Here is a 23,777-nt window from a genome sequence, read left to right on the forward strand (position 1 = left end):
GAAGGACGGCGTTCAGGGTCTCAGTGCTTGACGACTTCCGTCGAGCCGGCATCCTTCGCCGCCTCGCCGACCGGCGCTGCTGCCTTCGCTTCTTCTTCCGGCGGCAGCGGAGTCGGCGAACGCTCGAGCGCGAGTTCCAGCACCTTGTCGATCCAGCGGACCGGCACGATCTCGATCGCATTCTTCACGTTGTCCGGAATGTCCGCGAGATCCTTCACGTTCTCTTCCGGAATCAGCACGAGCTTGATGCCGCCGCGATGCGCTGCCAGCAGCTTTTCCTTCAGCCCGCCGATCGGCAGCACTTCGCCACGCAACGTGATTTCGCCCGTCATCGCGACATCGGCACGCACGGGGATACCCGTCAGCACCGACACCAGCGCGGTCGTCATCGCACCGCCGGCGGACGGACCGTCCTTCGGCGTCGCGCCTTCCGGCACGTGAATGTGGATGTCCTGCTTCTCGAACGCTTCGTCCTTGATGCCCAGACGGCGCGAACGCGAGCGCACGACCGAACGCGCAGCCTCGACCGACTCCTTCATCACGTCTCCGAGCGAACCCGTGCGGATCACGTTGCCCTTGCCCGGCATCACCGCGGCTTCGATCGTCAGCAGGTCGCCGCCGACTTCCGTCCACGCGAGGCCCGTCACCTGGCCGACCTGGTTTTCCTTCGCCGCGAGGCCGAAGTCGTACTTGCGCACGCCGAGGAACGTATCGAGATTCTCGCCATCGACCTTGATCGCGCCCGATGCCTTCTTCAGCAGCAGCATCTTCACGACCTTGCGGCAGATCTTCGACACTTCCCGCTCGAGCGAACGCACACCGGCTTCGCGCGTGTAGTAGCGGATGATGTCGCGGATCGCCTGCTCGGTGACGTCGACCTCGCCTTCCTTCAGCCCGTTGTTCTTCTTCTGCTTCGGCAGCAGGTAACGCTGCGCGATGCTGACCTTCTCGTCTTCCGTGTAGCCCGACAGACGGATCACTTCCATCCGGTCGAGCAGCGGCGGCGGGATGTTCAGCGAGTTCGACGTCGCGACGAACATCACGTCCGACAGGTCGAAGTCGACCTCGATGTAGTGGTCGGCGAACGTATGGTTCTGTTCGGGATCGAGCACTTCGAGCAGCGCCGACGACGGATCGCCGCGGAAATCCATGCCCATCTTGTCGACTTCGTCGAGCAGGAAGAGCGGATTGCGCACGCCGACCTTCGTGAGGCTCTGCAGGATCTTGCCCGGCATCGAACCGATATACGTACGGCGATGGCCGCGGATCTCGGCTTCGTCACGCACGCCGCCGAGCGCCATCCGGACGAACTTGCGGTTCGTCGCACGAGCGATCGACTGGCCGAGCGAGGTCTTGCCGACGCCCGGGGGCCCGACGAGGCACAGGATCGGCGCCTTGACCTTGTCGACGCGCTGTTGCACCGCGAGATACTCGAGGATACGTTCCTTGACCTTCTCGAGGCCGAAGTGATCCTCGTCGAGCACCTGCTCGGCGTTCGACAGGTCGTTGTTGACCTTGCTCTTCTTGCGCCACGGCAGGCCGATCAGCGTGTCGATGTAGTTGCGCACGACGGTCGCTTCCGCGGACATCGGCGACATCAGCTTCAGCTTCTTCAGCTCGGCATCGGCCTTCTTCTTGGCTTCCTTCGGCATGCGCGCGGCGTTGATGCGCTTCTCGAGTTCCTCGAGATCGGCACCCTCTTCGCCTTCGCCCAGTTCCTTCTGGATCGCCTTGACCTGCTCGTTCAGGTAGTACTCGCGCTGGCTCTTTTCCATCTGGCGCTTCACGCGCCCGCGGATGCGCTTTTCGACCTGCAGGATGTCGATCTCGGCTTCGAGCTGCGCGAGCAGGTGCTCGAGGCGCTCGATGACCGGGAACATCTCGAGGATGTGCTGCTTCTGGTCGAGCTTCAGCGGCAGGCGCTCGGCGATCATGTCGGCGAGGCGACCTGCTTCGTCGATGCCCGACAGCGACGTGAGGATCTCCGGCGGGATCTTCTTGTTCAGCTTCACGTACTGGTCGAACTGCGACACGATCGCGCGGCGCAGCGCTTCCGTTTCGGCGCTGTCGGCATGATCCGGCTCGAGCGGCATCACGTCGCAGGAGAACTGCGTCTCCTGTTCTTCGATCGACAGTGCCTTCGCACGCTGCAGGCCTTCGACGAGCACCTTCACGGTGCCGTCCGGCAGCTTCAGCATCTGCAGGATGTTGGCGATACAACCGACCTCGTACATGTCCTTTTCGGTCGGTTCGTCCTTGGCCGCGGTTTTCTGGGCGACGAGCATGATGTGCTTGCCGCCTTCCATCGCTGCTTCGAGGGCCTTGATCGATTTCGGCCGGCCCACGAAGAGCGGAATCACCATGTGCGGGAAAACGACGACATCCCGCAGCGGCAGCAGCGGGAGCGTGATGCGTTCCGGCGGGAGAAGTTGGGTGCCTGACATTTCATTTCCCCATGAGTGGAATCAATTGTTCGGTAATTGAGGCCGCCACAACGAATTGCAAGCCTTCAAGTGCGGGAAATATTCGGTAAGAAAGTAACCACCGCGTGTCGAGTCAGAGTTACCCACAAGATAAACGAAAAAAAGCCGCCCACGGTCTCATGAACGGCCTTTTTCGCAGAACATCGTCGGCAAGCCGGTCAGTTCGAACCCGCCACCTTCGGCGTGTCCTCGTAGATCAGCAAAGGCTTGCCGTCCCCATCGATGACGTTCTCATCGATGATGACCTTGCTGACCCCTTTCATCGTCGGCAGCTCGTACATCACGTCGAGCAACGCCTGTTCGATGATCGAACGCAAACCGCGCGCTCCGGTCTTGCGGCGGATCGCCTTGCGGGCGACTGCCTGCAGTGCGCCCGGCCGGATCTCCAGCTCGACGCGCTCCATCGCGAACAGCTTGTGATACTGCTTGACGAGCGCGTTCTTCGGCTCGACCAGGATCTTCATCAGCGCGGCTTCATCGAGCTTGCCGAGCGTCGCGACCACCGGCAGACGGCCGATCAATTCGGGGATCAGACCGAATTTGATCAGGTCTTCCGGCTCCGTTTCGCGCAGCACTTCACCCGCGTCGCGCTCCTGCTTGCTCTTGACCGTCGCGCCGAAGCCGATGCCGGTTTTCTCGGTGCGATCGGTGATCACCTTTTCGAGACCGTCGAACGCGCCGCCGCAGATGAACAGGATGTTGGTCGTGTCGACCTGGATGAAATCCTGATTCGGGTGCTTGCGGCCGCCCTGCGGCGGCACCGACGCCATCGTGCCCTCGACGAGCTTCAGCAGCGCCTGCTGGACGCCCTCGCCCGACACGTCGCGCGTGATCGACGGGTTGTCCGACTTGCGGCTGATCTTGTCGATTTCGTCGATGTAGACGATCCCGCGCTGGGCCTTGTCGACCTCGTAGTTGCAGTTCTGCAACAACTTCTGGATGATGTTCTCGACGTCCTCGCCGACGTAGCCGGCTTCGGTCAGCGTCGTCGCATCGGCGATCACGAACGGCACGTTGAGCAACCGCGCGAGCGTCTGCGCGAGCAGCGTCTTGCCGGAGCCCGTCGGGCCGATCAGCAGGATGTTGCTCTTCGACAATTCGACGTCGTCCTTCTTGTCGAGATGCTTCAGGCGCTTGTAGTGGTTGTACACGGCCACCGCGAGGATCTTCTTCGCGCGCTCCTGGCCGATCACGTACTGATCGAGGATGTCGCGAATTTCCTGCGGGCTCGGCAGATCCGACCGGGACAGGCTGGCCTCGACGCCGGCGGCAGCCGCCTCGTCGCGAATGATCTCGTTGCAGAGGTCGATACATTCATCGCAGATGAACACCGACGGGCCCGCGATGAGTTTTTTCACCTCATGCTGGCTTTTCCCGCAAAACGAGCAATACAACAGCTTCTCGCTGTTCGAACCTTTTTTGTCCGCCATGAATGTAGAGCCTCCGGACAGGTAAATGACATGATACGCCGAATGCTCCGAACGCCGCGCCTAGGGCGCGACCGGAGCCGGCCGGATGCGCTTGCCGCAGAGGCTCGGGGCGTGCGGAACATCGCAGGGGCGCCGCGCGAATCGGGGCGGCACCCCACTTAAAAGTTTACGGGCGCTTCAGCAGCACCTGGTCGATCAACCCGTACGCCTTCGCGTCTTCGCTCGACATGAAGTTATCACGGTCGGTGTCGCGCGCGATGCGCTCGACGTCCTGGCCCGTGTGCTGCGCGAGCAACTGGTTCAGCCGCTCCTTCAGGTAGAGGATTTCGCGCGCCTGGATCTCGATGTCGGATGCCTGGCCGCGTGCGCCGCCGAGCGGCTGGTGGATCATCACGCGCGAGTTCGGCAGCGCGAAGCGCTTGCCCTTCGCGCCCGACGCGAGCAGGAACGCGCCCATGCTGGCCGCGAGGCCCATGCACAGCGTCGATACGTCCGGCTTGATGAACTGCATCGTGTCGTAGATCGCCATGCCGGCCGACACCGACCCGCCCGGGCTGTTGATGTACAGGCTGATGTCCTTGTCGGGATTCTCGCTTTCGAGGAACAGCAGCTGCGCGACCACGAGGTTGGCGGTCTGGTCGTTCACTTCGCCGACCATGAACACCAGGCGCTCCTTCAGGAGACGCGAGTAGATATCGTACGAACGCTCGCCGCGGCCGCTCGTTTCGACGACGATCGGCACCAGCCCCAGTGCTTGCGCCTCGAAACCCTGCGGCGCGTTCGAAGCAAGCATGTCCAGCAATTCAGCGCGAGTGATCATTCAATGAACCTTGTTCGAATGGAAAATTGAACGGAGGGAAGCCGCCCGCTCAATCGCCATATTAATGGCAACCGTGCGCTTGACGTAAAAACGGCGTGCGGGCCGTCGCTCCGACAGCCGGCACGCCGCTAGAGCGACACTTACGCTTGCGCCGATGCGCTCGCGAGTGCCTCGAAGCTCACTTCCTTGTCCGTCACCTTTGCCTTGCCCAGCACGAAATCGACGACGTTGCTTTCAACGACGAACGCTTCCATCTCGGCGAGGCGCTGCTGGTTGGAATAATACCAGCGGACCACTTCCTTCGGGTCTTCGTAGCTCTTCGCGAACTCGTCGACTTCCGCGCGGATCTGTTCCGGCTTCGCTTCGAGGCTGTTCGACTTCACGAGCTCGGCCAGCACCAGGCCCAGCTTCACGCGACGCTCGGCCTGCTCGGCGAACATCTCGGCCGGGATCGGTGCGTCCTTCGCGTTCGGCACGCCGCGCTGCGCCAGATCCTGGCGAGCCATTTCGACGAGACGTTGCTGGTCCTGCTCGATCAGCGCCTTCGGCACGTCGAGTTCGGAAATCTTCAGCAGCGCGTCCATCACCTGGTTCTTGACGATCGACTGCGTGCGGCGCTTCGCTTCGCGCTCGAGGTTTTCCTTGATCTCGCCGCGCATCTTCGTGAGATCGCCGTCTTCGATGCCGAGCGACTTCGCGAATTCGCCGTCGATTTCCGGCAGGTGCGGCCACTCGATCTTCTTCATCGTGACCGTGAATTGCGCGGTCTTGCCCGCGACGTCGGCACCGTGGTAGTCGTCCGGGAACTTCAGGTCGAACGTGCGCGATTCGCCGGCCTTCAGGCCCAGCGCCGCGGTTTCGAATTCCGGCAGCATGCGGCCTTCGCCGAGCACGAACGGGAAATCTTCGGCCGTGCCGCCCTGGAACGCGACGTCGTCGATCTTGCCGACGAAGTCGACCGTCACGCGGTCGCCGTTCTTCGCTGCGGTGTCCGCACCGCCGTCGCCGTGCTCGCCGGCTTCGCCGCGTGCGTGGTAGTGCACGCGCTGCTTGCGCAGGATGTCCAGCGTGCGGTCGATTTCGGCGTCGCCGATCGACGTCGTCGAGCGCTCGACTTCAGCCGTCGCCAGATCGCCGATCTTCACTTCCGGGTAGACCTCGAACGTCGCGTCGAACGCGTACGCATCTTCGGCTTGCTCCTGCTTCGGCTCGAAGCTCGGCTGGCCGGCGACGCGCAGGTTTTCCGCGCGGCTGATCGTGAAGAACTCCTGGCCGATCTTGTCGCTCAGCACTTCCGCCTCGACCTGGCCCGCGTACTGCTGCGCGACCATCTTCAGCGGCACCTTGCCCGGGCGGAAACCCGGCATGCGCACGTTCTTCGCGAGTTTCTGGATACGGGCGTCGATTTCCTTCTGCACGGTGTCTTTCGGCAGGGAAATCGTCACGCGGCGTTCAAGCTTGCCGAGGTTCTCAACAACGTTAGCCATGGCTTCAATCGTCCTAAAATTATTCGAGCGAATCGGGTTTTCCTTGCCGTGCCTGCCTGCGGCGTGAAGTGAGGGTCACGTTCACACGCCGCGCCGGAGCGCCACGCCATCCCTGCACGCGCCGGATGGCTAGCGCAAGCGGCTCGGAGCACGGCTTTGGCCGGAAGAATCGACTATTCTAGCAAACAATTTTCCTCGCACCTCCAGTTCGGCGCGACGCGCATGCGTCTGCGCCATGTCGGCAGCCCCTTGCACGGCAATGCGCGCGGATCGCCGCTATGCCGTACGCCGTATCCACCGCGGGCCCGCCATCCTGTAAGCTCCAATTGAGGGTGCGCCGCCGTCGCGGCCCCTGCCGTTCTTCACACCAATCACGCCTTCCGGAGACACCATGCCGCAACACCCGTCCGCGCCTGTCGTCGTCATCGCGCCCGATTCGTTCAAAGGCTCGCTTTCCGCCGAGCAGGTCGCGGACGCGATCGCCACCGGCATCCGCCGCGCCCGCCCCGACGCGGTCGTGCGCTGCTGTCCGATGGCCGACGGCGGCGAAGGCACGCTCGACGCGATGCTGGCAGGCGGCGGCATGCGGCGCTCGCTGCGGGTGGCCGGCGCGTCGCTCGCGGCACGCGACGCGGCGGTCGGCGTGATCGACGCGCGCACCGCGATCGTCGAGACGGCCGAGATCGTCGGCATTACCGACCCGGTCGGCATGAGCGTGCCGGTCGACGCGCGCAGCACGCGCGGGATGGGCGACGCGATCCGCACGCTGCTCGACGACGGCGTGCGCCGCTTCTTCGTCGCGCTCGGCGGCAGCAGCACCAACGACGCGGGCGCCGGGCTGCTCGCGGGCCTCGGCCTGCAGTGCTTCGACGCGGCCGGCCAGCCGGTCGAGCCCGTGCCGTCGCGGCTCGCCGACATCGCGCGCATCGACGGGTCGGGGCTCGACCCGCGCCTGAAGGAAACGGAATTCGTCGGCATGTCCGACGTCGACAACCCGCTGACGGGCGCGCACGGCGCGACCGCCGTGTTCGGCCCGCAAAAAGGCGTGACGTCCGCGCAGGTTGCGACCCTCGACGCCGCGCTCGGCCATTTCGCCGACCTGCTCGAAGCCGCGCTCGACCGACGCGCCCGCGACCTGCCCGGCGCCGGCGCCGCGGGCGGCCTGGGTTTCGCGCTGCACATGCTCGGCGCGCAGTTCGAAGCCGGCGCCGAAGTGGTCGCGCGGCAGATCGGGCTCGACGCGGCGCTCGCCGGCGCCGACTGGCTGATCACCGGCGAAGGCCGCTCCGACGTGCAGACGCTGCACGGCAAGGCGCCGTTCATCGCATGCCGGCACGCACAGGCCGTCGGCGTGCCCGCGTCGCTGCTGTCGGGCGCGGTCGACCCGGCTGCGCTGCCGCGCCTGTCCGAACATTTTTCCGGCTGCTTCTCGCCGGCTCCCGGGCCGATCACGCTCGACGTCGCGATCCGCGACGCGGCGAACCTGCTCGCGAACGAAGCGGAGCAATTGACACGCCTGAAGTACGGCGCACACTGACCGTTGACCCGAGCGCGCGATACAGGAACAATCGGGCCCGCCCTTTTTCTTCAGGATTCGACATGAAAGGCCGTCAAACCGGGCTCGATCAGTTTCTGACCTATCGCCTCCATGCACTCACGAAGCGATCCGACCGCGGGATCGGCGAGGTGTACCGGCACAAGCTCGACATCTCGCTGCCCGAGGCACGCGTGATCGCCGCCGTCGGCGCGTTCGGTCCGTTCTCGATCATGGATCTTGCGCGCCACACCAATCTCGACAAGAGCCAGGCGAGTCGCGCGGCCGAAGCGCTGCTGCGCCAGGGGCTGCTCGAGCGCAGCGCGAGCGACGAGGATGGCCGGATCGTGCTGATCGCGCTGACCGCCGACGGCCGCGCGCTGCATCGCAAGATCATGCCGATCGTGCGCAAGTGGAACGACGGGTTGCTCGCGTGCCTGTCCGACAGCGAACGCCAGACGTTCGAGCGGCTGCTCGACAAGGTCGTTGCGCACGCAATCGAGCGGGACGACTGAGCCTGGCGGGCTCGGCATCGGCAGACGATCGAGCCCTGCCGGCAGCATTGATCCGACGAATTCGACGGGCCGCCCGGGCCGCGTAACCAGCGACCGGCCGGCCCGTTTTGCATCATGCGGCAACACCCGCCAAGGATCGCGCTTCGCCGCGTTGCCCGCGACCGCGAATCCATCAGGCTCGCAGACGCTACAGCCCGCTGTTGGCCGCGCGCTGGCGCAGCAGCCCGAGCACCGCGTCGCAATACGGGGTCGGCACATCGAGCTTGCGTCCGAGCTCAGGAAACACGCCGAGGATCGGCCCGATCTCGAGCGGACGCCCCGCTTCGAAATCCTGCAGCATCGACGTCCTGAACGCGCCGAGCTTGCGCGTGACCGCGATCCGTTCGGGCCCGCTCATCCCTGTCGACAGGCCGAGTTTTGCGCCGATCGCGGCAGCCTCCTCCATCATCCGCAGCGCGAGATCCTGCGTGAACGGATCGTCGAGCAATTGCTCGGCCGTCGATCCCGTCAGCGCACTCAGCGGATTCATGTTCATGTTGCCCCACAGCTTCGTCCAGATCTCGGTCCGGATCGCCAGCGTCGACTCGACGTCGAACCCGCCCGCCGCGAGCGCCGCGGCGAACCGTGCGGCAGCCCTGTCGAGCCGCGGATCGGGTGCGCCGACGATCAGCCGGTTGCCGCGCCCGCGGCGCACGACGCCCGGCGCGTCGGTGCTCGACGACAGGTGCACGACGCAGCCGATCGCCTGCGCGGGCGGCAGCGCCGCCGACACCGCGCCGGCCGGATCGACCGCGTCGAGCGGCACGTTGTCGATCGGCCCTTCGAGCCCATGCGTGAACCACCACGGCAGCCCGTTCATCGCCGCGACGATCACGGTGTCCGGCCCGACCAGCGGCGCAAGGTGCGCGGCCAGCGCCGGCAGCGCCTGCGCCTTCAGCGCGATCACCACGTAGTCCTGCACGCCGAGCGCGGCCGCATCGTCGCTCGCGCGCACCGGCACCGACGATGTGACGCCCGCCTCGTCGATCACGCGCACGCCGTGCGCGTTCAGCGCGTCGAGCGTCGCGCCGCGTGCATATGCGCTCACGGTCATGCCGGCCCGCGACAGTGCGGCCGCAAGCAATCCGCCGATCGCGCCGACACCAACCACCGCCGCGCGCACCGACCCTGAATTCGTGTCGTTCATGATGGAATTCCGTCTCCCGGGAGCTGACGAGCATAACGCTCAATGGTTGCGGACACAACCATTAGGGCGGGAGCGTGCCACGTGCGCGCGTTCGAGCGATTCAGCGCGGCTCGCCGCCCGCTTCCACCGGTTCGTCGTCGGTCGCGCCGAGCACGCCCGCGATCTGGCTCTTGTCGTGCATGCCGAGCTTGCGGTACGCACAGCACAGGTAGCGGCGCACGGTCGTCGGCGAAATCGCCATCTGTTGCGCGATCTACGACGATCCGGACACGCTGACGATCTCTCTGCACCAGGACCGCTGCTTCCCGCCCGGCTACAGCGGCGCGGACGATCGCGGCGAAGGCGCGGGTATCGGTGCGAGCCTGAACGTGCCGCTGCTCGCGGGCAACGGCGACGACGCATATCGCTACGCATTCGAGCGAATCGTACTGCCGGCGCTGGAGCGTTTCCGGCCCGAGCTGATCGTCGTTGCGAGCGGCCTCGACGCGAGCGCGGTCGATCCGCTCGCGCGCATGCAGCTGCATACCGACAGCTACCGGTTCATGACGCGCGCGGTGAAAGATGCCGCGCAGCGCCATTGCGGCGGGCGGCTCGTGATCGTTCACGAAGGCGGCTATTCGGAGGCGTACGTGCCGTTCTGCGGGCTCGCGATCGTCGAGGAGCTCGCCGGCATTCGCACCGACGTCGCCGATCCGATGCTCGACCTCGCGATCGCGCAGCAGCCGGGCGAGCGGTTCGTCGCGTTCCAGCGCGAGTTGCTCGACGAACTGGCTGCGTCGTTCGGGTTGTAACTTGTAACGCTCGGGAATGAACATAACGGGGCCGGCATGCGCCGGCCCTTGCGCGATCCGTGCGGATGGGGTTTCCTGTGCTTTTACCCCTGTTTCGGCCCGAGGCCGCACTCTTCCGATGAAATCGTCCCCGCGCGATAACGACGACAACGCCAAAACGCGCCGCCAGCCTTCGAAGCTGGTGCTGAACATCGCCGCCGTGGCGGTCGGCCTCATCACGTTCGCGATCGGCGCGGCGTGGGTGATCTATAGCTGGATCGTCGATCGCGAAGCGCAGTATTTCGCGATCCCGCTGGTGTTCTCGGTGCCGGTGATCGTGGCGGTCGCAATCCGGAGCTTCTGGGAGTAGATCCGCCAGAAACGACAAAGCGCTGCGGTCAGCCGACCGGCAGCGCTTTTTCGGGAACAGCACCCTGACGGGTGCTGGTCCGACTTCTGGTGCGTGAGGCCGGACTCGAACCGGCACACCCTTGCGGGCGTCAGGACCTAAACCTGGTGCGTCTACCAATTTCGCCACTCACGCGCATTTTCTGTCGCCTGACCGCGCGGCACGCAAGATGCGTACTCCACGCGCCCGGGACCGCTCGGGACACTTCATGCCGGCCTGAAAACCGGCGCGCCCGATCAGGCGAGCGCGAGATTCTACCCGATCCGTGCGGCCTTGTCTCGCCCTGCCGGCACCCGTCGTGCAGCGGTGCTAGAATGCCGCGCTCGACGTTTCGGCACCGCGCCGCCGCGCGTCCCCCGAACCCGCCCCACCCGATTCCGCCCGTGAACTTCGACGACTACTGTCAGCAAAAGGCCGCCCCCGCGGGCTCCAGCGTCTATTACGCGTTGCGTCAGGCGCCGCTCGCCACGCAGCCGCGCCTGACGGCCCTCTTCGCGCTGCGCCGCGAGCTCGAGGAAACCGTCAAGGAAACCAGCGACCCGACCGTCGGCCACACGAAGCTCGCGTGGTGGCACAAGGAACTCGCGGCACTGGCCGACGCTCAGCCGTCGCACCCCGTCACGAAAGCGCTCGCGCAGCATCATCCGGCGATCGCCGCCGAGGCCGACGCGTTGCGTACGCTCGTCAACGGTTACGGGATGGACCTCGAACAGGCGCGCTACCTCGATTTCGCGAACCTGCAGCGCTACATCGCGCAGGTCGGCGGTACCTTCGCGTCGCTGGTCGCGCGCGCCAGCGCCGCGAACCCGGCCGACCCGCAGCCGTGGGCCGCGGACGCCGGCTGCGCGCTGATGCTCGCGCAATTCGTGCAGGAACTCGGCAACGACGCGCGCCACGGCCGCATCTACCTGCCGATCGACGAACTGCAGCGCTACAACGTGACCGCAGCCGATCTGCTGAACCGTCGCTACAGTCCGGCCTTCACCGAGTTGCTGCAATTCCAGACCGCTCGCGCGCGCGAAGCGCTCGCGGCCACCGATGCAGCGATCCCCGCCCCCGAACGCCGCGCGCAGCGCACGCTGCGCGCGCAGATCGCATTGGCCGGCGCGCTGCTCGACGAAATCGAGCGCGACGGCTACCAGGTGCTGCACCAGCGCATCGCGCTGACGCCGATCCGCAAGCTGTGGATCGCGTGGCGCGCCGCACGCCGGCGCTGAACCTGACGCATCACGCCTTCAACAACGGCAGCGTGTCGAAGCGCTGCTGCAGCACGCGCGTCGCGTCGAGCCCCCACCACGGCCCGAGCACGGTAGCGTAGAGTTGGCGAAAATCGACCGCGACCGGCAGGTTGCCGTTGCCGTCGAGCCGCCCGAGCGCCGGCGGCGCGCCGTACAGGCCGCCGGCCACGCGGCCGCCCATCACGAAATGCGGCGCGGCCGTGCCGTGATCGGTGCCGTTGCTCTGGTTCTCGCGCACGCGCCGCCCGAATTCCGCATACGTCATCACGAGCGTCTGGTTCCAGCGCCCGAGTTCGATCAGCGCGCCGCGCATCGCGCTCATTCCTTCCGCAAACTGCTTGAGCAGCGCGGCCTGCTGCCCCGGCTGGTTCTGGTGCGTGTCGAAGCCGTTGAGCGTCAGGCGCAGCACCGCGACGCCATCCTGCGCACCGGGCCCGGACGCTTCGCATGCGGCCAGCACCTGCATCGCGGTCTTGACCGACGTGCCGAACGCGCCGGCCGGAAACGCCGTCCTGAATTCACGCATCCCGCCGCGCGGGCGCAGCCGGTCGGCTGCCTTCACGATGTCGTTCTCGACGTCGATGATGTGCGCAAGCGCCGGGTTCTGCTCGCGCAGCGACGACGGTTCGGCCAGCCGAGCCGCGCGGATGAACTGCGCGGGATTGACGAGCGCGATCGCGCGCGCGCCGTTCGCGAGCGGCCCCATCTCCGCGCTGCCGAGCACGACGCCGTCCGCCGCGAAACCGGGAGGCACCGGCGCCTGCGCGAACGTGCGCGTGAGCCAGCCTTCGTGCAGGTACTGGTCCGAACGCGACGCGGTATCCCAGATCTCGATCGAGCGGAAATGCGACAGATTCGGCTGCGGATAACCGACGCCCTGCACGACCGCGACCTGCCCGTCATGCCACAGCGGCATCAGCGGCGCGAGCGACGGGTGCAGCCCGGTGTGCGCGTCAAGTTGCAGCACCTGCTCGCGCTTGATGCCGATGCTGCGCCGGAACTGGTAGTACAGCGGGTCCGCATACGGCACCACCGTGTTGAGGCCGTCGTTGCCGCCCTTCAGCTCGACGAGGATCAGCACGTTCGCATACCCGGCCGCCGGTTGCCTGCCGGCCGGCGCCACCGAGGCCGCCAGCGCGGGCGGCTGCCACATCGACACGCCCGCCGCGGCCGCGGCGCCCGTCAGCGTCAGAAAATCACGTCGGTTCATCGCGCATCCTTTGGTTTGCCGCCCGGCACCTTTGCCGCACCGGCGCTCCGATTCGTCTTCGTTTGCATCATTTCAGTTGATAGGCCGGATCCATCAGCAGCGCTTCGAGATACGCGCTGCCGGTCGAATCCGTGTCGATCGCCGCGACCGGCGACACCGGCAGCACCGCGTGCTGGAACTGAAGCTCGGTCGACAATCCCGCGATCGCCTGCGGCCGCGCACGATATTGCGCAAGCCAGCGTTCGAGATCGAAACGCAGGCCGCCGCGCGCGGGCTTGGCCGGCGCGCCGCGCATGTCGGCGGCGGACGCCGTGTCGGCCACCGGCATCGCGTGCGCACGCGAATTCGGCGGCGGCGCCATCGGATGCGCCGGCGGCCGCATGCCGGCCGTCTCCGTCGCGCGGAACAGTTGCTCGACGAACTGCTTGCGCGCGAGCAGCGTCGTGCTGTTGATCCACAGCGCGCCGCCCGGCCAGCCCTTCACGTTCGGCGGATAGAACAGGTTCTGCCCGAGCGTGCGCACGGTGTTCGCGAGCATCTGCGGATCGCCGTACGCAACGTCGAACAGCCGCACCGACCCGACGACGAACTCGGCCGGCGACTTGACGAGCACGCCGCGGTTGCGCGGATCCCAGAACGCGTCGGTCGACCACAGCGCGGCGAGCGCAGTGCGAATGTCGTAGCCGCTCGCGCGAAACCGCTCGGCCAGGCCATCGAGCACGCCCGCGTCGGGCGTATCGGACACGAACTCGCGCCACAGCTTGCCGACGATAAAGCGCGCGGTGCCGGGCCGCTTCAGCAGGATGTCGAGAAAACCGTCGCCGTCGAACGGCCCCGTCTCGCCGAGAATCGTCTTGTCGCCCGCGTCGTGCCATTCGGGCCGCACCTCGAAGCGCAGCGTATCGGGATCGATCGTCCAGCCCGTCATCGCACGCGCGGCTTCGGTCACGTCGTACTGCGTGTAATGCCCTTCGCCGAGCGTGAACAGCTCCATCACCTCGCGCGCGAAATTCTCGTTCGGGCGCCCCTTGCGATTGCTCGCGCCGTCGAGATACTGCAGCATCGCCGGGTCCTTCGCGACCGCGTGCAGCAGCGTGCCGAAGTTGCCGAGCGCCTCGCGGCGAAAGAGCGCGTTCTGCGCGGCCATGGTTTGCGGATAAGGCACCTTGTCCTGCCCCGACGTGAAGTGCCCGTGCCAGAACAGCGTCATGCGCTCGGTCAGCGGCGACGGCGTCACGACCATCTCGTTGACCCACGCCGCGCGCAACGCGTCGTAGCGGCGATCGCGCTCGCGCTGCTCGTCGCGCCGCATGTCGGGGGTCAGCGCCTGGCGCTGCGCGCGCGTCGGCGGCAGCTCGGCGATCCAGTCGGGCCACGCCGTGACGGGTTCGCGGCGAACGTTGCCGAGCGTGTCGGCCACGACCTGCGCGCGCGTCATGCCGACGATGCGCGCGACCTCGGCGGGCGCGGGAGAGAAACCGGTGCGGCTCAGGAAAAACAGCGCATCGTCGGCGTCGAGCGCCGACTGCATGGCAGGCGACGGCGCCGGTGCGGCAGCGTTCGCTTTCATCGTCATGGACTCCCGGAACGCACCGGCGGTGCGGATGCCGGTACAACGGCAATCGGCAGGCGAAAGTTGACGGAAAAAGTGCTACGAATTTTTTCGGCGCGGCGTGTTCCGCGCAGGTCGAGGACGGCACGCGTCAGCGCTTGTACAGCTCGCGAACGGCGTCTTCGATGTGCTGGCGCAAAAGGTGGCGCTCCTCGGGCGTCATGTGCCCGTCGCGGCGGCGCTGTTCGAGATCGGGAGGCACGGCGGAACGGACCGTCGTCTCGGCGGCACGATCGGGCTGCTGCGTTTTGCCGCGCGGCAGCTTGCGCGACGGCGCCCCCTGCTCGGGGCGCTGCGCATACGCGAAGTTCGACGCATACGGACCGGCAAGCGCGATCGTCAGCATCAGTGCAATCCGGGCAGATCGCATGACCGTCCTCGCTTCTTTGGTCGATTTGTTCCCTTCGTCACGCGGCAACCGGCTACCTCTGGTACTTGAAAAACCCTGCGGAATTCGGGTGTGCAAAGATGAAAGATGGAATGCAGGGGAGTATCTACCGAACTTCGGCTTCGAGTAAAGGAATCTATATAGCCTGCCTTTACTCGGCGCGACACTACGGGTAAATTTTGTAACCGACTGTAACGCGCGAAAATTCGCGGCCGTGCGCCAATTCCCATTCGCGATAAGATGCCGATCATGGAAACGAAAAACCCCTCCAAGATTCTCGTCGTCGACGACGACCCACGCCTGCGCGATCTGCTGCGCCGCTATCTCGGCGAGCAGGGTTTCAACGTATATGTCGCGGAAAACGCGACCGCGATGAACAAGCTCTGGGTACGCGAGCGCTTCGACCTGCTCGTGCTCGACCTGATGCTGCCGGGCGAAGACGGCCTGTCGATCTGCCGCCGCCTGCGCGGCAGCAACGACCGCACGCCGATCATCATGCTCACCGCGAAGGGCGAGGACGTCGATCGCATCGTCGGCCTCGAGATGGGCGCCGACGATTACCTGCCGAAGCCGTTCAACCCGCGCGAACTCGTCGCGCGCATTCACGCGGTGCTGCGCCGCCAGGCGCCGGCCGAACTGCCGGGCGCACCGTCCGAAACGACCGAGGTGTTCGAGTTCGGCGAGTTCTCGCTGAACCTCGCGACGCGCACGCTGACGAAGTCCGGCCAGGAAATTCCGCTGACGACCGGCGAGTTCTCGGTGCTGAAGGTGTTCGCGCGTCATCCGCGCCAGCCGCTGTCGCGCGAGAAGCTGATGGAGCTCGCGCGCGGCCGTGAATACGAAGTGTTCGACCGCAGCCTCGACGTGCAGATCTCGCGCCTGCGCAAGCTGATCGAGCCGGATCCGGGCAGCCCGCGTTTCATCCAGACCGTATGGGGCCTCGGTTACGTGTTCATTCCGGACGGCGCCGCCTGATTTTTTCCTTTCCGGTTTCGCCCGCCCACGGCCCGTCCCATGCGTATTGACCGGCGCCTCCTGCAGCTCGCGTTCGGCGGGCTGTTCTGGCGCACCTTCCTGCTGATCGCGCTGCTGATCTCGGTCAGTCTCGCCGCGTGGTTCCAGAGCTTTCGCGTGATCGAGCGCGAGCCGCGTGCGCAGCGCGTCGCGCTGCAGCTCGTCGCGGTCGTGAAGCTCACGCGCACCGCCCTGCTCTATTCCGATCCCGATCTGCGGCGCGCGCTGCTGCAGGATCTCGAGAGCAACGAGGGCGTGCGCGTTTACCCGCGCGAGAAAACCGACAAGTTCAAGCTGCAGCCCGACGAATCGCTGAATCGCCTGATCGAGCACGACATCCGCAGCCGCCTCGGCGACGATACCGTGATCGCGCAGTCGGTCAACGACATTCCCGGCGTGTGGATCAGCTTCAAGATCGACGACGACGATTACTGGGTCGCGCTCGATCGCGACCAGCTCGACAACGTCACGGGCCTGCAGTGGGCCGGCTGGGGGCTGTTCGCGCTCGCGCTGTCGTTGTTCGGCTCCGCGTTCATCACGAGCCTCGTGAACCGGCCGTTCTCGCGGCTCGCGCTCGCCGCGCGCCAGGTCGGCTCGGGCCAGGCACCCGAGCCGCTGCCCGAGCGCGGGATGGGCGTCGCGGCCGACACCAATCGCAGCTTCAACCAGATGGTGCGCGACCTCGAACAGCTCGAGGCCGACCGCGCGCTGATGCTCGCGGGTATCTCGCACGACCTGCGCACGCCGCTCGCACGGCTGCGCCTCGAAACCGAGATGAGCCCGTCCGACCAGGCAACCAAGGACGCGATGGTCGACGACATCGAGCAGATGGACCGCATCATCGCCGCCTTCATCGACTACGCGCGCCCGTCGCAGCGCAAGCCCGAGCCCGTCGACCTGTCGTCGATCGCGCAGGAAGTTGCCGCGCGCATAGCGAGCGAGGACGGCGTCGAGATCCGCACGCGGCTCGCGCCGAGCGCAGTCATCGAAGCCGACGAGACCGACATGCGCCGCGTGATCGGCAATCTCGTCGAGAACGCGCGCAAGTACGGCCAGAGCAAGCAGGACGGCATCTCGCGCATCACGCTCGAGACGCGCATATCGCACGCGCGCGTCGAGCTGTCGGTGAGCGACGAAGGCCCCGGCATCCCCGAAGATCAGCTGCCGCTCGTGATGCGGCCGTTCTATCGCGTCGACACCGCGCGCACCAAGGCGGACGGCACGGGCCTCGGGATGGCGATCGTGCTGCGGCTCGTCGGCCGCTATCGCGGCGCGCTGCGACTGCGCAACCGCAACCCCGAAGCGGGCCTCGAAGTCACGCTCGAATTCCCTGGCGCCGGCAAGGCGCGTGCGACCGCGTGACGCGCACGCTTCTTGCGCCCCACACTATCGATCCGGTTGAAAAAAACTATGAAGATCGTTAGTTAAAATCTATTGAAGCGTTTTATTAATAGTGTTATAGTTTGCCGCATGCTGTCACACCATCGTTGCAGCACCGAGGTAGCTTGACTCGGCCTTCTTCCCAACTCATACAGGAGTATCCGCATGAAAACCGTGGGCGATAAACTCGAAGCTTTCACCGTCGTAGCCGCGAAGCCGGGCTTCAACAATCACGAGGAAAACGGCCAGTCGGCGTTCGAGACCGTCACCGAAGCGTCGTTCCCGGGCAAGTGGAAGATCATCTACTTCTATCCGAAGGATTTCACGTTCGTGTGCCCGACGGAAATCGTCGAGTTCGCGAAGCTGACGAAGCAGTTCGAAGAGCGCGACGCCATCCTGCTCGGCGGCAGCTCGGACAACGAATTCGTCAAGCTCGCATGGCGCCGTGAGCACAAGGACCTCGACAAGCTGAACCACTACTCGTTCGGCGACGTCAAGGGCGAGCTGATCGACCAGCTCGGCGTGCGCGACAAGGAAGCCGGCGTGGCCCTGCGTGCAACGTTCATCGTCGATCCGGACAACACGATCCAGCACGTTTCGGTGAACAACCTGAACGTCGGCCGCAGCCCGGAAGAAGTCCTGCGCATTCTGGACGGCCTGCAAACGGACGAACTGTGCCCGTGCAACCGTGCAGTCGGCGGCGCAACGCTGTAAGCGCATCGATGCACGAAGCCCGCGGCGCACGTCCTGCCTGCGGGCTTTTTTAACGGCCAACCCATAGGAGATATCAATGGAATTCATCGATTCGATTAAGGCGCGTATTCCCGACTACGCGAAGGACATTCGCCTGAACCTCGACGGCACGATCTCGCGCTCGTCGCTCGAAGGCACCGATGCGGTCGGCGTCGCGCTGGCGGCGGCGATCGCGGCGAAGAGCACGGTGCTCGTGAAGACGATCCGCGAAGCCGGCGTGCTGTCGCCCGAAGAGACGAACGCCGTGCTGACGGCAGCCGCGCTGATGGGGATGAACAACACCTGGTATCCGTATGTCGAGATGGCCGACGACGCCGACCTGAAGACGCAGCGCGCCGAGCTGCGGATGGGCGCGTACGCGACGCACGGCGGCGTCGACAAGCGCAAGTTCGAGATGTACGCGCTCGCCGCGTCGATCGTCGGCAAGTGCCACTTCTGCGTGAAGTCGCACTATGCGCTGCTGAAGAACGAGCAAGGGATGACCGTCACGCAGCTGCGCGACGTCGGCCGCATCGCGTCGGTGATCAACGCCGCCGCGCAGGTGATCGCCGCCGAAGGCGAGTAAACGGCTGCATGAGCGGTTTCGCCGCGCGACCGGCAGCCGTGCCGGAGTGGCGGCGGCCCCAAAACGAAAATGCCACGCATCAGCGTGGCATTTTTCATTTCCGCAGCGCCACCGCGCGCGGAACGGGCCGCGCGCCGCCGCAACCGGGCGTCAACCGCCCTGCCTGACCAGCAGCGCGGCGGCCTGCGCCTCGATGCCCTCGCCGCGGCCGAGATAACCGAGCTTCTCGTTGGTCTTCGCCTTCACGTTCACGCGGTCGAGCGGCAGCCCGAGATCGGCCGCGATGTTCGCGCGCATCCCGTCGATATGCGGCGCGAGCTTCGGCGCCTGCGCGATCACGGTGCTGTCGACGTTCTGGATCGCGAAGCCGGCCGCCTGCACGCGGGCGGCGCATTCGCGCAGCAGCACGCGGCTGTCCGCGCCCTTGAACGCCGCGTCGGTGTCGGAGAAATGGCGGCCGATGTCGCCGAGCGCCGCCGCGCCGAACAGCGCGTCGGTGATCGCGTGCAGCAGCACGTCCGCGTCCGAGTGGCCGAGCAGGCCGCGCTCGTACGGAATCGTCACGCCGCCGATGATGAGGGGGCGCCCCGGGACGAGCTGGTGCACGTCGTAGCCTTGTCCGATTCTGAAATCCATGCGTGTTCCGATTGAGATGGGGTGAAAGTCAGGAAGCGTTCGCGGAGCGCGCGAGAATCGCTTCCGCGAGCGCGAAATCTTCCGGATACGTGACCTTGAAGTTGCGCAGGCTGCCCTGCACGACGCGCGGCGCGTGGCCCGCCCATTCGATCGCGCTCGCTTCGTCGGTCAGGTCGTGCCCTTCGCGCTGGGCGCGCAGGATCGCGTCGCGCAGCATGCCGATGCGGAACATCTGCGGCGTCTGCGCCTGCCACAGCGCGTCGCGCGACTCGGTGCGCGCGATCGCGTCGCCGCCGGCCGGCACGCGCTTGAGCGTATCGGCCACCGGCAGCGCGACGATGCCGCCGACCGGGTCGTCCTTCAGCGTCGCGACGAGCGTACGGATCAGCTCCGGCGTGATGCCCGGGCGCGCGGCGTCGTGCACGAGCACCCAGTCGTGATCGGTCGCGCCGAATTCGGCCAGCCCGAGCAGCCCGTTCAGCACCGACGCCTGCCGCGAGCCGCCGCCGCAGCGGCGCACCGCGAAGCGCAGGCCCGCGAAGCGGCGCGCGTCGAAATGGGAATCGTCGGGCGCGAGGACGACGAGCGTCTGCGCGAATTCGCTGCACGCGTCGAACGCGGCGAGCGTGTAATGCAGGAGCGCGCGGCCGGCCAGCGTGCGATATTGCTTCGGCACGGCCGAGCCGGAACGGCTGCCCGTGCCGGCACAGGGAATCAGGGCGAAAAGTCGGGGAGTCACGAAAGGAAACGCCGGAAAGATGAAATCGAGAAGCGGATTTTATAATAGGTCTTTCGTCTCGACCGGCGCACCTCGATGCGCCCGTGCACGCCACCCCTGCCGTCCCTATGCCAGATAACGCTTCCACCCTGTCCGCCTCGCCCGTTGCCCGCGTCAAACCCGGCCAGCGCTTTGCCTTCGACGGTGCGCACGGTTCCGCCGACGCGCTCGCCATCGCCCGTTATCTCGCCGACAACCGCCGGGACGTGCCGCTCCTCGCGGTGATCTGCGCGAACGCGGTCGACGCGCAGCGGCTCTCGCAGGAAATCCGCTACTTCTCGCCCGATGCGCGCGTTCGCCTGCTGCCGGACTGGGAAACGCTGCCGTACGACACGTTCTCGCCGCACCAGGACCTCGTGTCCGAGCGGCTCGCGACGCTGCACGATCTCGGCGAAGGCCGCTGCGACATCCTGCTCGTGCCCGCGACCACCGCGCTGTACCGGATGCCGCCCGCGTCGTTCATGGCCGCGTACACGTTCGCGTTCGCGCAGGGCGAACGGCTCGACGAGGCGAAGCTGAAGGCGCAGCTCACGCTGGCCGGCTACGAGCACGTGAGCCAGGTCGTGCGGCCCGGCGAATACTGCGTGCGCGGCTCGCTGATCGACCTGTACCCGATGGGCTCGCCGCTGCCGTACCGGATCGACCTGTTCGACGACCAGGTCGACTCGATCCGCGCGTTCGACCCCGACACGCAGCGCAGCCTCTACCCGGTGCGCGACGTGCGGCTCTTGCCCGGCCGCGAGTTCCCGTTCGACGAAGCCGCGCGCACGGCCTTTCGCAGCCGCTGGCGCGAGACCTTCGAAGGCGACCCGAGCCGCGCGCCGATCTACAAGGACATCGGCAACGGCGTGCCGTCGGCGGGCATCGAGTATTACCTGCCGCTGTTCTTCGACGAAACTGCCACGCTGTTCCACTACCTGCCGCAGGACGCGCACCTCGTGTTCACCGGCGATCTCGAAGCCTCGATCCGCCGCTTCACGGCCGATACGAAACAGCGCCACGCGTTCCTGTCGCACGATCGCGAACGGCCGATCCTGGAGCCGCAGCGCCTGTTCCTGTCCGACGAGGATTTCTTCGCGTTCGCGAAGCCGTTCGCACGCGTCGTGCTGCCCGCGCAACCGGCCGGCGGCTGGGCGACCGCGCTGCCCGAGCTCACCGTCGACCGGCATTCCGACGATCCGCTCGCGTCGCTGCGTACGTTCGTCGAATCGTCGGGCAAGCGCGTGCTGCTGACCGTCGAATCGGCCGGCCGCCGCGAGACGATCCTGCAATTGCTCGCCGAGCACCATCTGCGGCCGGTGTCGAACGACCACTTCGCCGGCTGGCTCGCGAGCGAAGAACGCTTCGCGCTCGGCGTCGCGCCGCTCGCGAACGGCTTCGCTGTGCCGGGCGAAGGCTATGCGATCGTTACCGAGACCGAGCTGTACGGCGCGCTCGGCCGCCGCGCGGGCCGCCGCCGGCAGGAACAGGCCAGCAACGTCGACGCGATGGTGCGCGACCTGTCGGAGCTGAAGGTCGGCGACCCGGTCGTCCACGCGCAGCACGGCATCGGCCGCTACATGGGCCTCGTGTCGATGGATCTCGGCGAAGGCGAGACCGAATTCCTGCATCTCGAATACTCGGGCGACAGCAAGCTCTACGTGCCCGTCGCGCAATTGCACGTGATCTCGCGCTACAGCGGCGCCGATCCCGACAGCGCGCCGCTGCACGCGCTCGGCTCCGGCCAGTGGGAGCGCGCGAAGCGCAAGGCCGCGCAGCAGATCCGCGATACCGCCGCCGAGCTGCTGAACCTGTACGCGCGCCGTGCGGCCCGCGAAGGCCACGCGTTCGCGCTCGACCCGCGCGACTACGTGAAATTCGCGGAAAGCTTCGGCTTCGAGGAAACGCCCGACCAGGCCGCCGCGATCGCGGCCGTGATCGGCGACATGACGAGCGGCAAGCCGATGGACCGCCTCGTGTGCGGCGACGTCGGCTTCGGCAAGACCGAGGTCGCGCTGCGCGCCGCGTTCATCGCGGTGATGGGCGGCAAGCAGGTCGCGCTGCTGTCGCCGACCACGCTGCTCGCCGAGCAGCACACGCAGACCTTCGTCGACCGCTTCGCGGACTGGCCGGTGCGGATCGTCGAGCTGTCGCGCTTCAAGACCGCGAAGGAAGTCAACGCGGCGATCGCGCAGATCAACGAAGGCAGCGTCGACATCGTGATCGGCACGCACAAGCTGCTGTCGTCGGACGTGCAGTTCAAGCGCCTCGGCCTGGTGATCATCGACGAGGAACACCGCTTCGGCGTGCGCCAGAAGGAAGCGCTGAAGGCGCTGCGCGCGGAAGTCGACGTGCTGACGCTCACCGCGACGCCGATCCCGCGCACGCTCGGGATGGCGCTCGAAGGGCTGCGCGATTTCTCGGTGATCGCGACCGCGCCGCAGAAGCGGCTCGCGATCAAGACCTTCGTGCGCCGCGAGGAGGAAAGCGTGATCCGCGAGGCGATGCTGCGCGAGCTGAAGCGCGGCGGCCAGGTGTACTTCCTGCACAACGAGGTCGAGACGATCGAGAACCGCAGGGCAATGCTCGAGGAGCTCGTGCCCGAGGCGCGCATCGTGATCGCGCACGGCCAGATGCACGAGCGCGAACTCGAGCGCGTGATGCGCGATTTCGTCGCGCAGCGCGCGAACGTGCTGCTGTGCACGACCATCATCGAGACCGGCATCGACGTGCCGAGCGCGAACACGATCATCATGCACCGCTCGGACAAGTTCGGCCTCGCGCAGCTCCACCAGTTGCGCGGCCGCGTCGGCCGCTCGCATCACCAGGCCTATGCGTACCTGCTGGTCCACGATCCGCAGGCGCTGACCAAGCAGGCGCAGCGCCGGCTGGAAGCGATCCAGCAGATGGAGGAGCTCGGCTCGGGCTTCTATCTCGCGATGCACGACCTCGAGATCCGCGGCACCGGCGAAGTGCTCGGCGACAAGCAGTCGGGCGAGATCCACGAGATCGGCTTCCAGCTTTATACGGACATGCTGAACGACGCGGTGAAGGCGCTGAAGAACGGCAAGGAGCCCGACCTCACCGCCCCGCTCGCCGCGACGACGGAAATCAACCTGCATGCGCCCGCGATCCTGCCGGCCGACTACTGCGCGGACGTGCAGGAGCGGCTGTCGCTGTACAAGCGGCTTGCTAACTGCGAGCACGGCGACGCGATCGACGGCATTCAGGAGGAACTGATCGACCGCTTCGGCAAGCTGCCGCCGCAGGCGCACGCACTCGTCGAGACGCACCGGCTGCGCATCGCCGCGAAGCCGCTCGGCATCGTGAAGATCGACGCGAGCGAGGCTGCGATCGGGCTGCAGTTCGAACCGAATCCGCCGATCGATCCGATGCGGATCATCGACATGGTGCAGAAACACCGGCACATCAAGCTCGCGGGCCAGGACAAGCTGCGCATCGAGACGCGCTCGCCCGATCTCGCGATCCGCGTGTCGACGATCAAGGAAACGCTGCGCGCGCTCGCGCCGAAGCAGGGAGCGGCCGCCGCGGTGCGCTGAAGGGCGCGGCGATGCTGCACCGCACCGCGC

Annotated in this window: 19 protein-coding genes, 1 tRNA gene and 2 pseudogenes; 10 read left to right on the forward strand and 12 right to left on the reverse strand. The window is 66.5% G+C overall.

The annotated features are described in order from the left end of the window. Positions 1-20: 20 nt before the first annotated feature. The 4 genes from lon to tig all read right to left on the reverse strand — a co-directional run bounded on the left by lon (position 21) and on the right by tig (position 6,220). Positions 21-2,444 carry an endopeptidase La gene (gene lon, locus BT264_RS12345; RefSeq protein ID WP_072437149.1) on the reverse strand — a complete coding sequence of 808 codons (2,424 nt, stop codon included), beginning with the start codon at positions 2,442-2,444 and terminating at the stop codon, positions 21-23. A gap of 197 nt (positions 2,445-2,641) precedes the next feature. Further along, complete coding sequence (gene clpX / locus BT264_RS12350) at positions 2,642-3,913, reverse strand: ATP-dependent Clp protease ATP-binding subunit ClpX (RefSeq protein WP_006489345.1); 1,272 nt, start codon at positions 3,911-3,913, stop codon at positions 2,642-2,644. A 166-nt stretch (positions 3,914-4,079) separates the two neighbouring features. Further along, positions 4,080-4,733 carry an ATP-dependent Clp endopeptidase proteolytic subunit ClpP gene (clpP, locus tag BT264_RS12355; protein ID WP_010092137.1) on the reverse strand — a complete coding sequence of 218 codons (654 nt, stop codon included), beginning with the start codon at positions 4,731-4,733 and terminating at the stop codon, positions 4,080-4,082. 140 nt (positions 4,734-4,873) lie between these two features. Next, on the reverse strand, positions 4,874-6,220 hold the full coding sequence (gene tig / locus BT264_RS12360; protein WP_072437148.1) for a trigger factor: 1,347 nt from the start codon (positions 6,218-6,220) through the stop codon (positions 4,874-4,876). 391 nt (positions 6,221-6,611) lie between these two features. Here tig and BT264_RS12365 point away from each other — a divergent pair, with 391 nt between their 5' ends. Together BT264_RS12365 and BT264_RS12370 are read left to right on the forward strand one after the other, a co-directional pair. Next, a complete protein-coding gene (locus BT264_RS12365) occupies positions 6,612-7,757 on the forward strand; it encodes a glycerate kinase (protein WP_072437147.1) in 1,146 nt (381 codons plus the stop codon). 62 nt (positions 7,758-7,819) lie between these two features. After that, entirely contained in the window at positions 7,820-8,269 is a 450-nt protein-coding gene (locus tag BT264_RS12370) for a MarR family winged helix-turn-helix transcriptional regulator (protein ID WP_072437146.1), read from the forward strand. A 187-nt stretch (positions 8,270-8,456) separates the two neighbouring features. Here the strand turns inward: BT264_RS12370 and BT264_RS12375 are convergent, their stop codons facing one another. Then, positions 8,457-9,455, reverse strand: a complete 999-nt coding sequence (locus BT264_RS12375; RefSeq protein ID WP_072437145.1) for a 2-dehydropantoate 2-reductase — start codon at positions 9,453-9,455, stop codon at positions 8,457-8,459. 100 nt (positions 9,456-9,555) lie between these two features. After that, positions 9,556-9,708: pseudogene (locus BT264_RS38105) on the reverse strand (LuxR C-terminal-related transcriptional regulator); the annotation flags it as partial. Position 9,709: 1 nt separating this feature from the next. Here BT264_RS38105 and BT264_RS12380 point away from each other — a divergent pair. Together BT264_RS12380 and BT264_RS12385 are read left to right on the forward strand one after the other, a co-directional pair. Then, a pseudogene (locus BT264_RS12380) lies at positions 9,710-10,246 on the forward strand (class II histone deacetylase); the annotation flags it as partial. 118 nt (positions 10,247-10,364) lie between these two features. Next, entirely contained in the window at positions 10,365-10,595 is a 231-nt protein-coding gene (locus tag BT264_RS12385) for a hypothetical protein (RefSeq protein ID WP_072437144.1), read from the forward strand. An 87-nt stretch (positions 10,596-10,682) separates the two neighbouring features. Here BT264_RS12385 and BT264_RS12390 read toward each other — a convergent pair. Beyond that, positions 10,683-10,769, reverse strand: a tRNA-Leu gene (locus tag BT264_RS12390). A 248-nt stretch (positions 10,770-11,017) separates the two neighbouring features. On the opposite strand from BT264_RS12390, the gene hpnD reads away from it, so the two are divergent. Next, complete coding sequence (gene hpnD, locus BT264_RS12395) at positions 11,018-11,851, forward strand: presqualene diphosphate synthase HpnD (RefSeq protein ID WP_072437261.1); 834 nt, start codon at positions 11,018-11,020, stop codon at positions 11,849-11,851. A gap of 10 nt (positions 11,852-11,861) precedes the next feature. Here hpnD and BT264_RS12400 read toward each other — a convergent pair whose 3' ends face one another. From BT264_RS12400 to BT264_RS12410, 3 genes are all read right to left on the reverse strand, one after another. Further along, on the reverse strand, positions 11,862-13,082 hold the full coding sequence (locus tag BT264_RS12400; protein WP_072437143.1) for a DUF1501 domain-containing protein: 1,221 nt from the start codon (positions 13,080-13,082) through the stop codon (positions 11,862-11,864). A gap of 67 nt (positions 13,083-13,149) precedes the next feature. After that, positions 13,150-14,652 carry a DUF1800 domain-containing protein gene (locus BT264_RS12405; protein WP_072437260.1) on the reverse strand — a complete coding sequence of 501 codons (1,503 nt, stop codon included), beginning with the start codon at positions 14,650-14,652 and terminating at the stop codon, positions 13,150-13,152. A 133-nt stretch (positions 14,653-14,785) separates the two neighbouring features. Then, entirely contained in the window at positions 14,786-15,064 is a 279-nt protein-coding gene (locus tag BT264_RS12410; protein WP_072437142.1) for a hypothetical protein, read from the reverse strand. Positions 15,065-15,322: 258 nt separating this feature from the next. Here BT264_RS12410 and ompR point away from each other — a divergent pair, with 258 nt between their 5' ends. The 4 genes from ompR to BT264_RS12430 all read left to right on the forward strand — a co-directional run bounded on the left by ompR (position 15,323) and on the right by BT264_RS12430 (position 18,794). Next, the gene (ompR, locus tag BT264_RS12415) at positions 15,323-16,057 is read left to right on the forward strand and encodes an osmolarity response regulator transcription factor OmpR (protein ID WP_006478565.1); all 735 of its coding nucleotides are present in this window, start codon (positions 15,323-15,325) and stop codon (positions 16,055-16,057) included. A 39-nt stretch (positions 16,058-16,096) separates the two neighbouring features. Next, a complete protein-coding gene (locus BT264_RS12420) occupies positions 16,097-17,458 on the forward strand; it encodes an ATP-binding protein (RefSeq protein WP_034181177.1) in 1,362 nt (453 codons plus the stop codon). A 183-nt stretch (positions 17,459-17,641) separates the two neighbouring features. Continuing rightward, positions 17,642-18,190, forward strand: coding sequence for a peroxiredoxin (locus BT264_RS12425; protein ID WP_034181176.1), 549 nt, complete (start codon positions 17,642-17,644; stop codon positions 18,188-18,190). A 76-nt stretch (positions 18,191-18,266) separates the two neighbouring features. Further along, complete coding sequence (locus tag BT264_RS12430) at positions 18,267-18,794, forward strand: carboxymuconolactone decarboxylase family protein (protein WP_006478562.1); 528 nt, start codon at positions 18,267-18,269, stop codon at positions 18,792-18,794. Between the two features lie 150 nt (positions 18,795-18,944). On the opposite strand, the gene ispF is transcribed toward BT264_RS12430, so the two are convergent. Both ispF and ispD read right to left on the reverse strand, forming a co-directional pair. After that, positions 18,945-19,430 (reverse strand): 2-C-methyl-D-erythritol 2,4-cyclodiphosphate synthase, encoded by a 486-nt coding sequence (gene ispF / locus BT264_RS12435; protein WP_072437141.1) that lies wholly within the window; start codon positions 19,428-19,430, stop codon positions 18,945-18,947. A gap of 28 nt (positions 19,431-19,458) precedes the next feature. Next, positions 19,459-20,169, reverse strand: coding sequence for a 2-C-methyl-D-erythritol 4-phosphate cytidylyltransferase (gene ispD / locus BT264_RS12440; RefSeq protein WP_072437140.1), 711 nt, complete (start codon positions 20,167-20,169; stop codon positions 19,459-19,461). A gap of 107 nt (positions 20,170-20,276) precedes the next feature. Here ispD and mfd point away from each other — a divergent pair, with 107 nt between their 5' ends. Then, positions 20,277-23,747 carry a transcription-repair coupling factor gene (mfd, locus tag BT264_RS12445; protein ID WP_072437139.1) on the forward strand — a complete coding sequence of 1,157 codons (3,471 nt, stop codon included), beginning with the start codon at positions 20,277-20,279 and terminating at the stop codon, positions 23,745-23,747. The last annotated feature ends 30 nt before the right edge of the window (positions 23,748-23,777 follow it).

Origin of the sequence: Burkholderia sp. NFPP32, from assembly GCF_900119325.1 — a bacterium.
Classification (GTDB): domain Bacteria; phylum Pseudomonadota; class Gammaproteobacteria; order Burkholderiales; family Burkholderiaceae; genus Burkholderia; species Burkholderia pyrrocinia_C.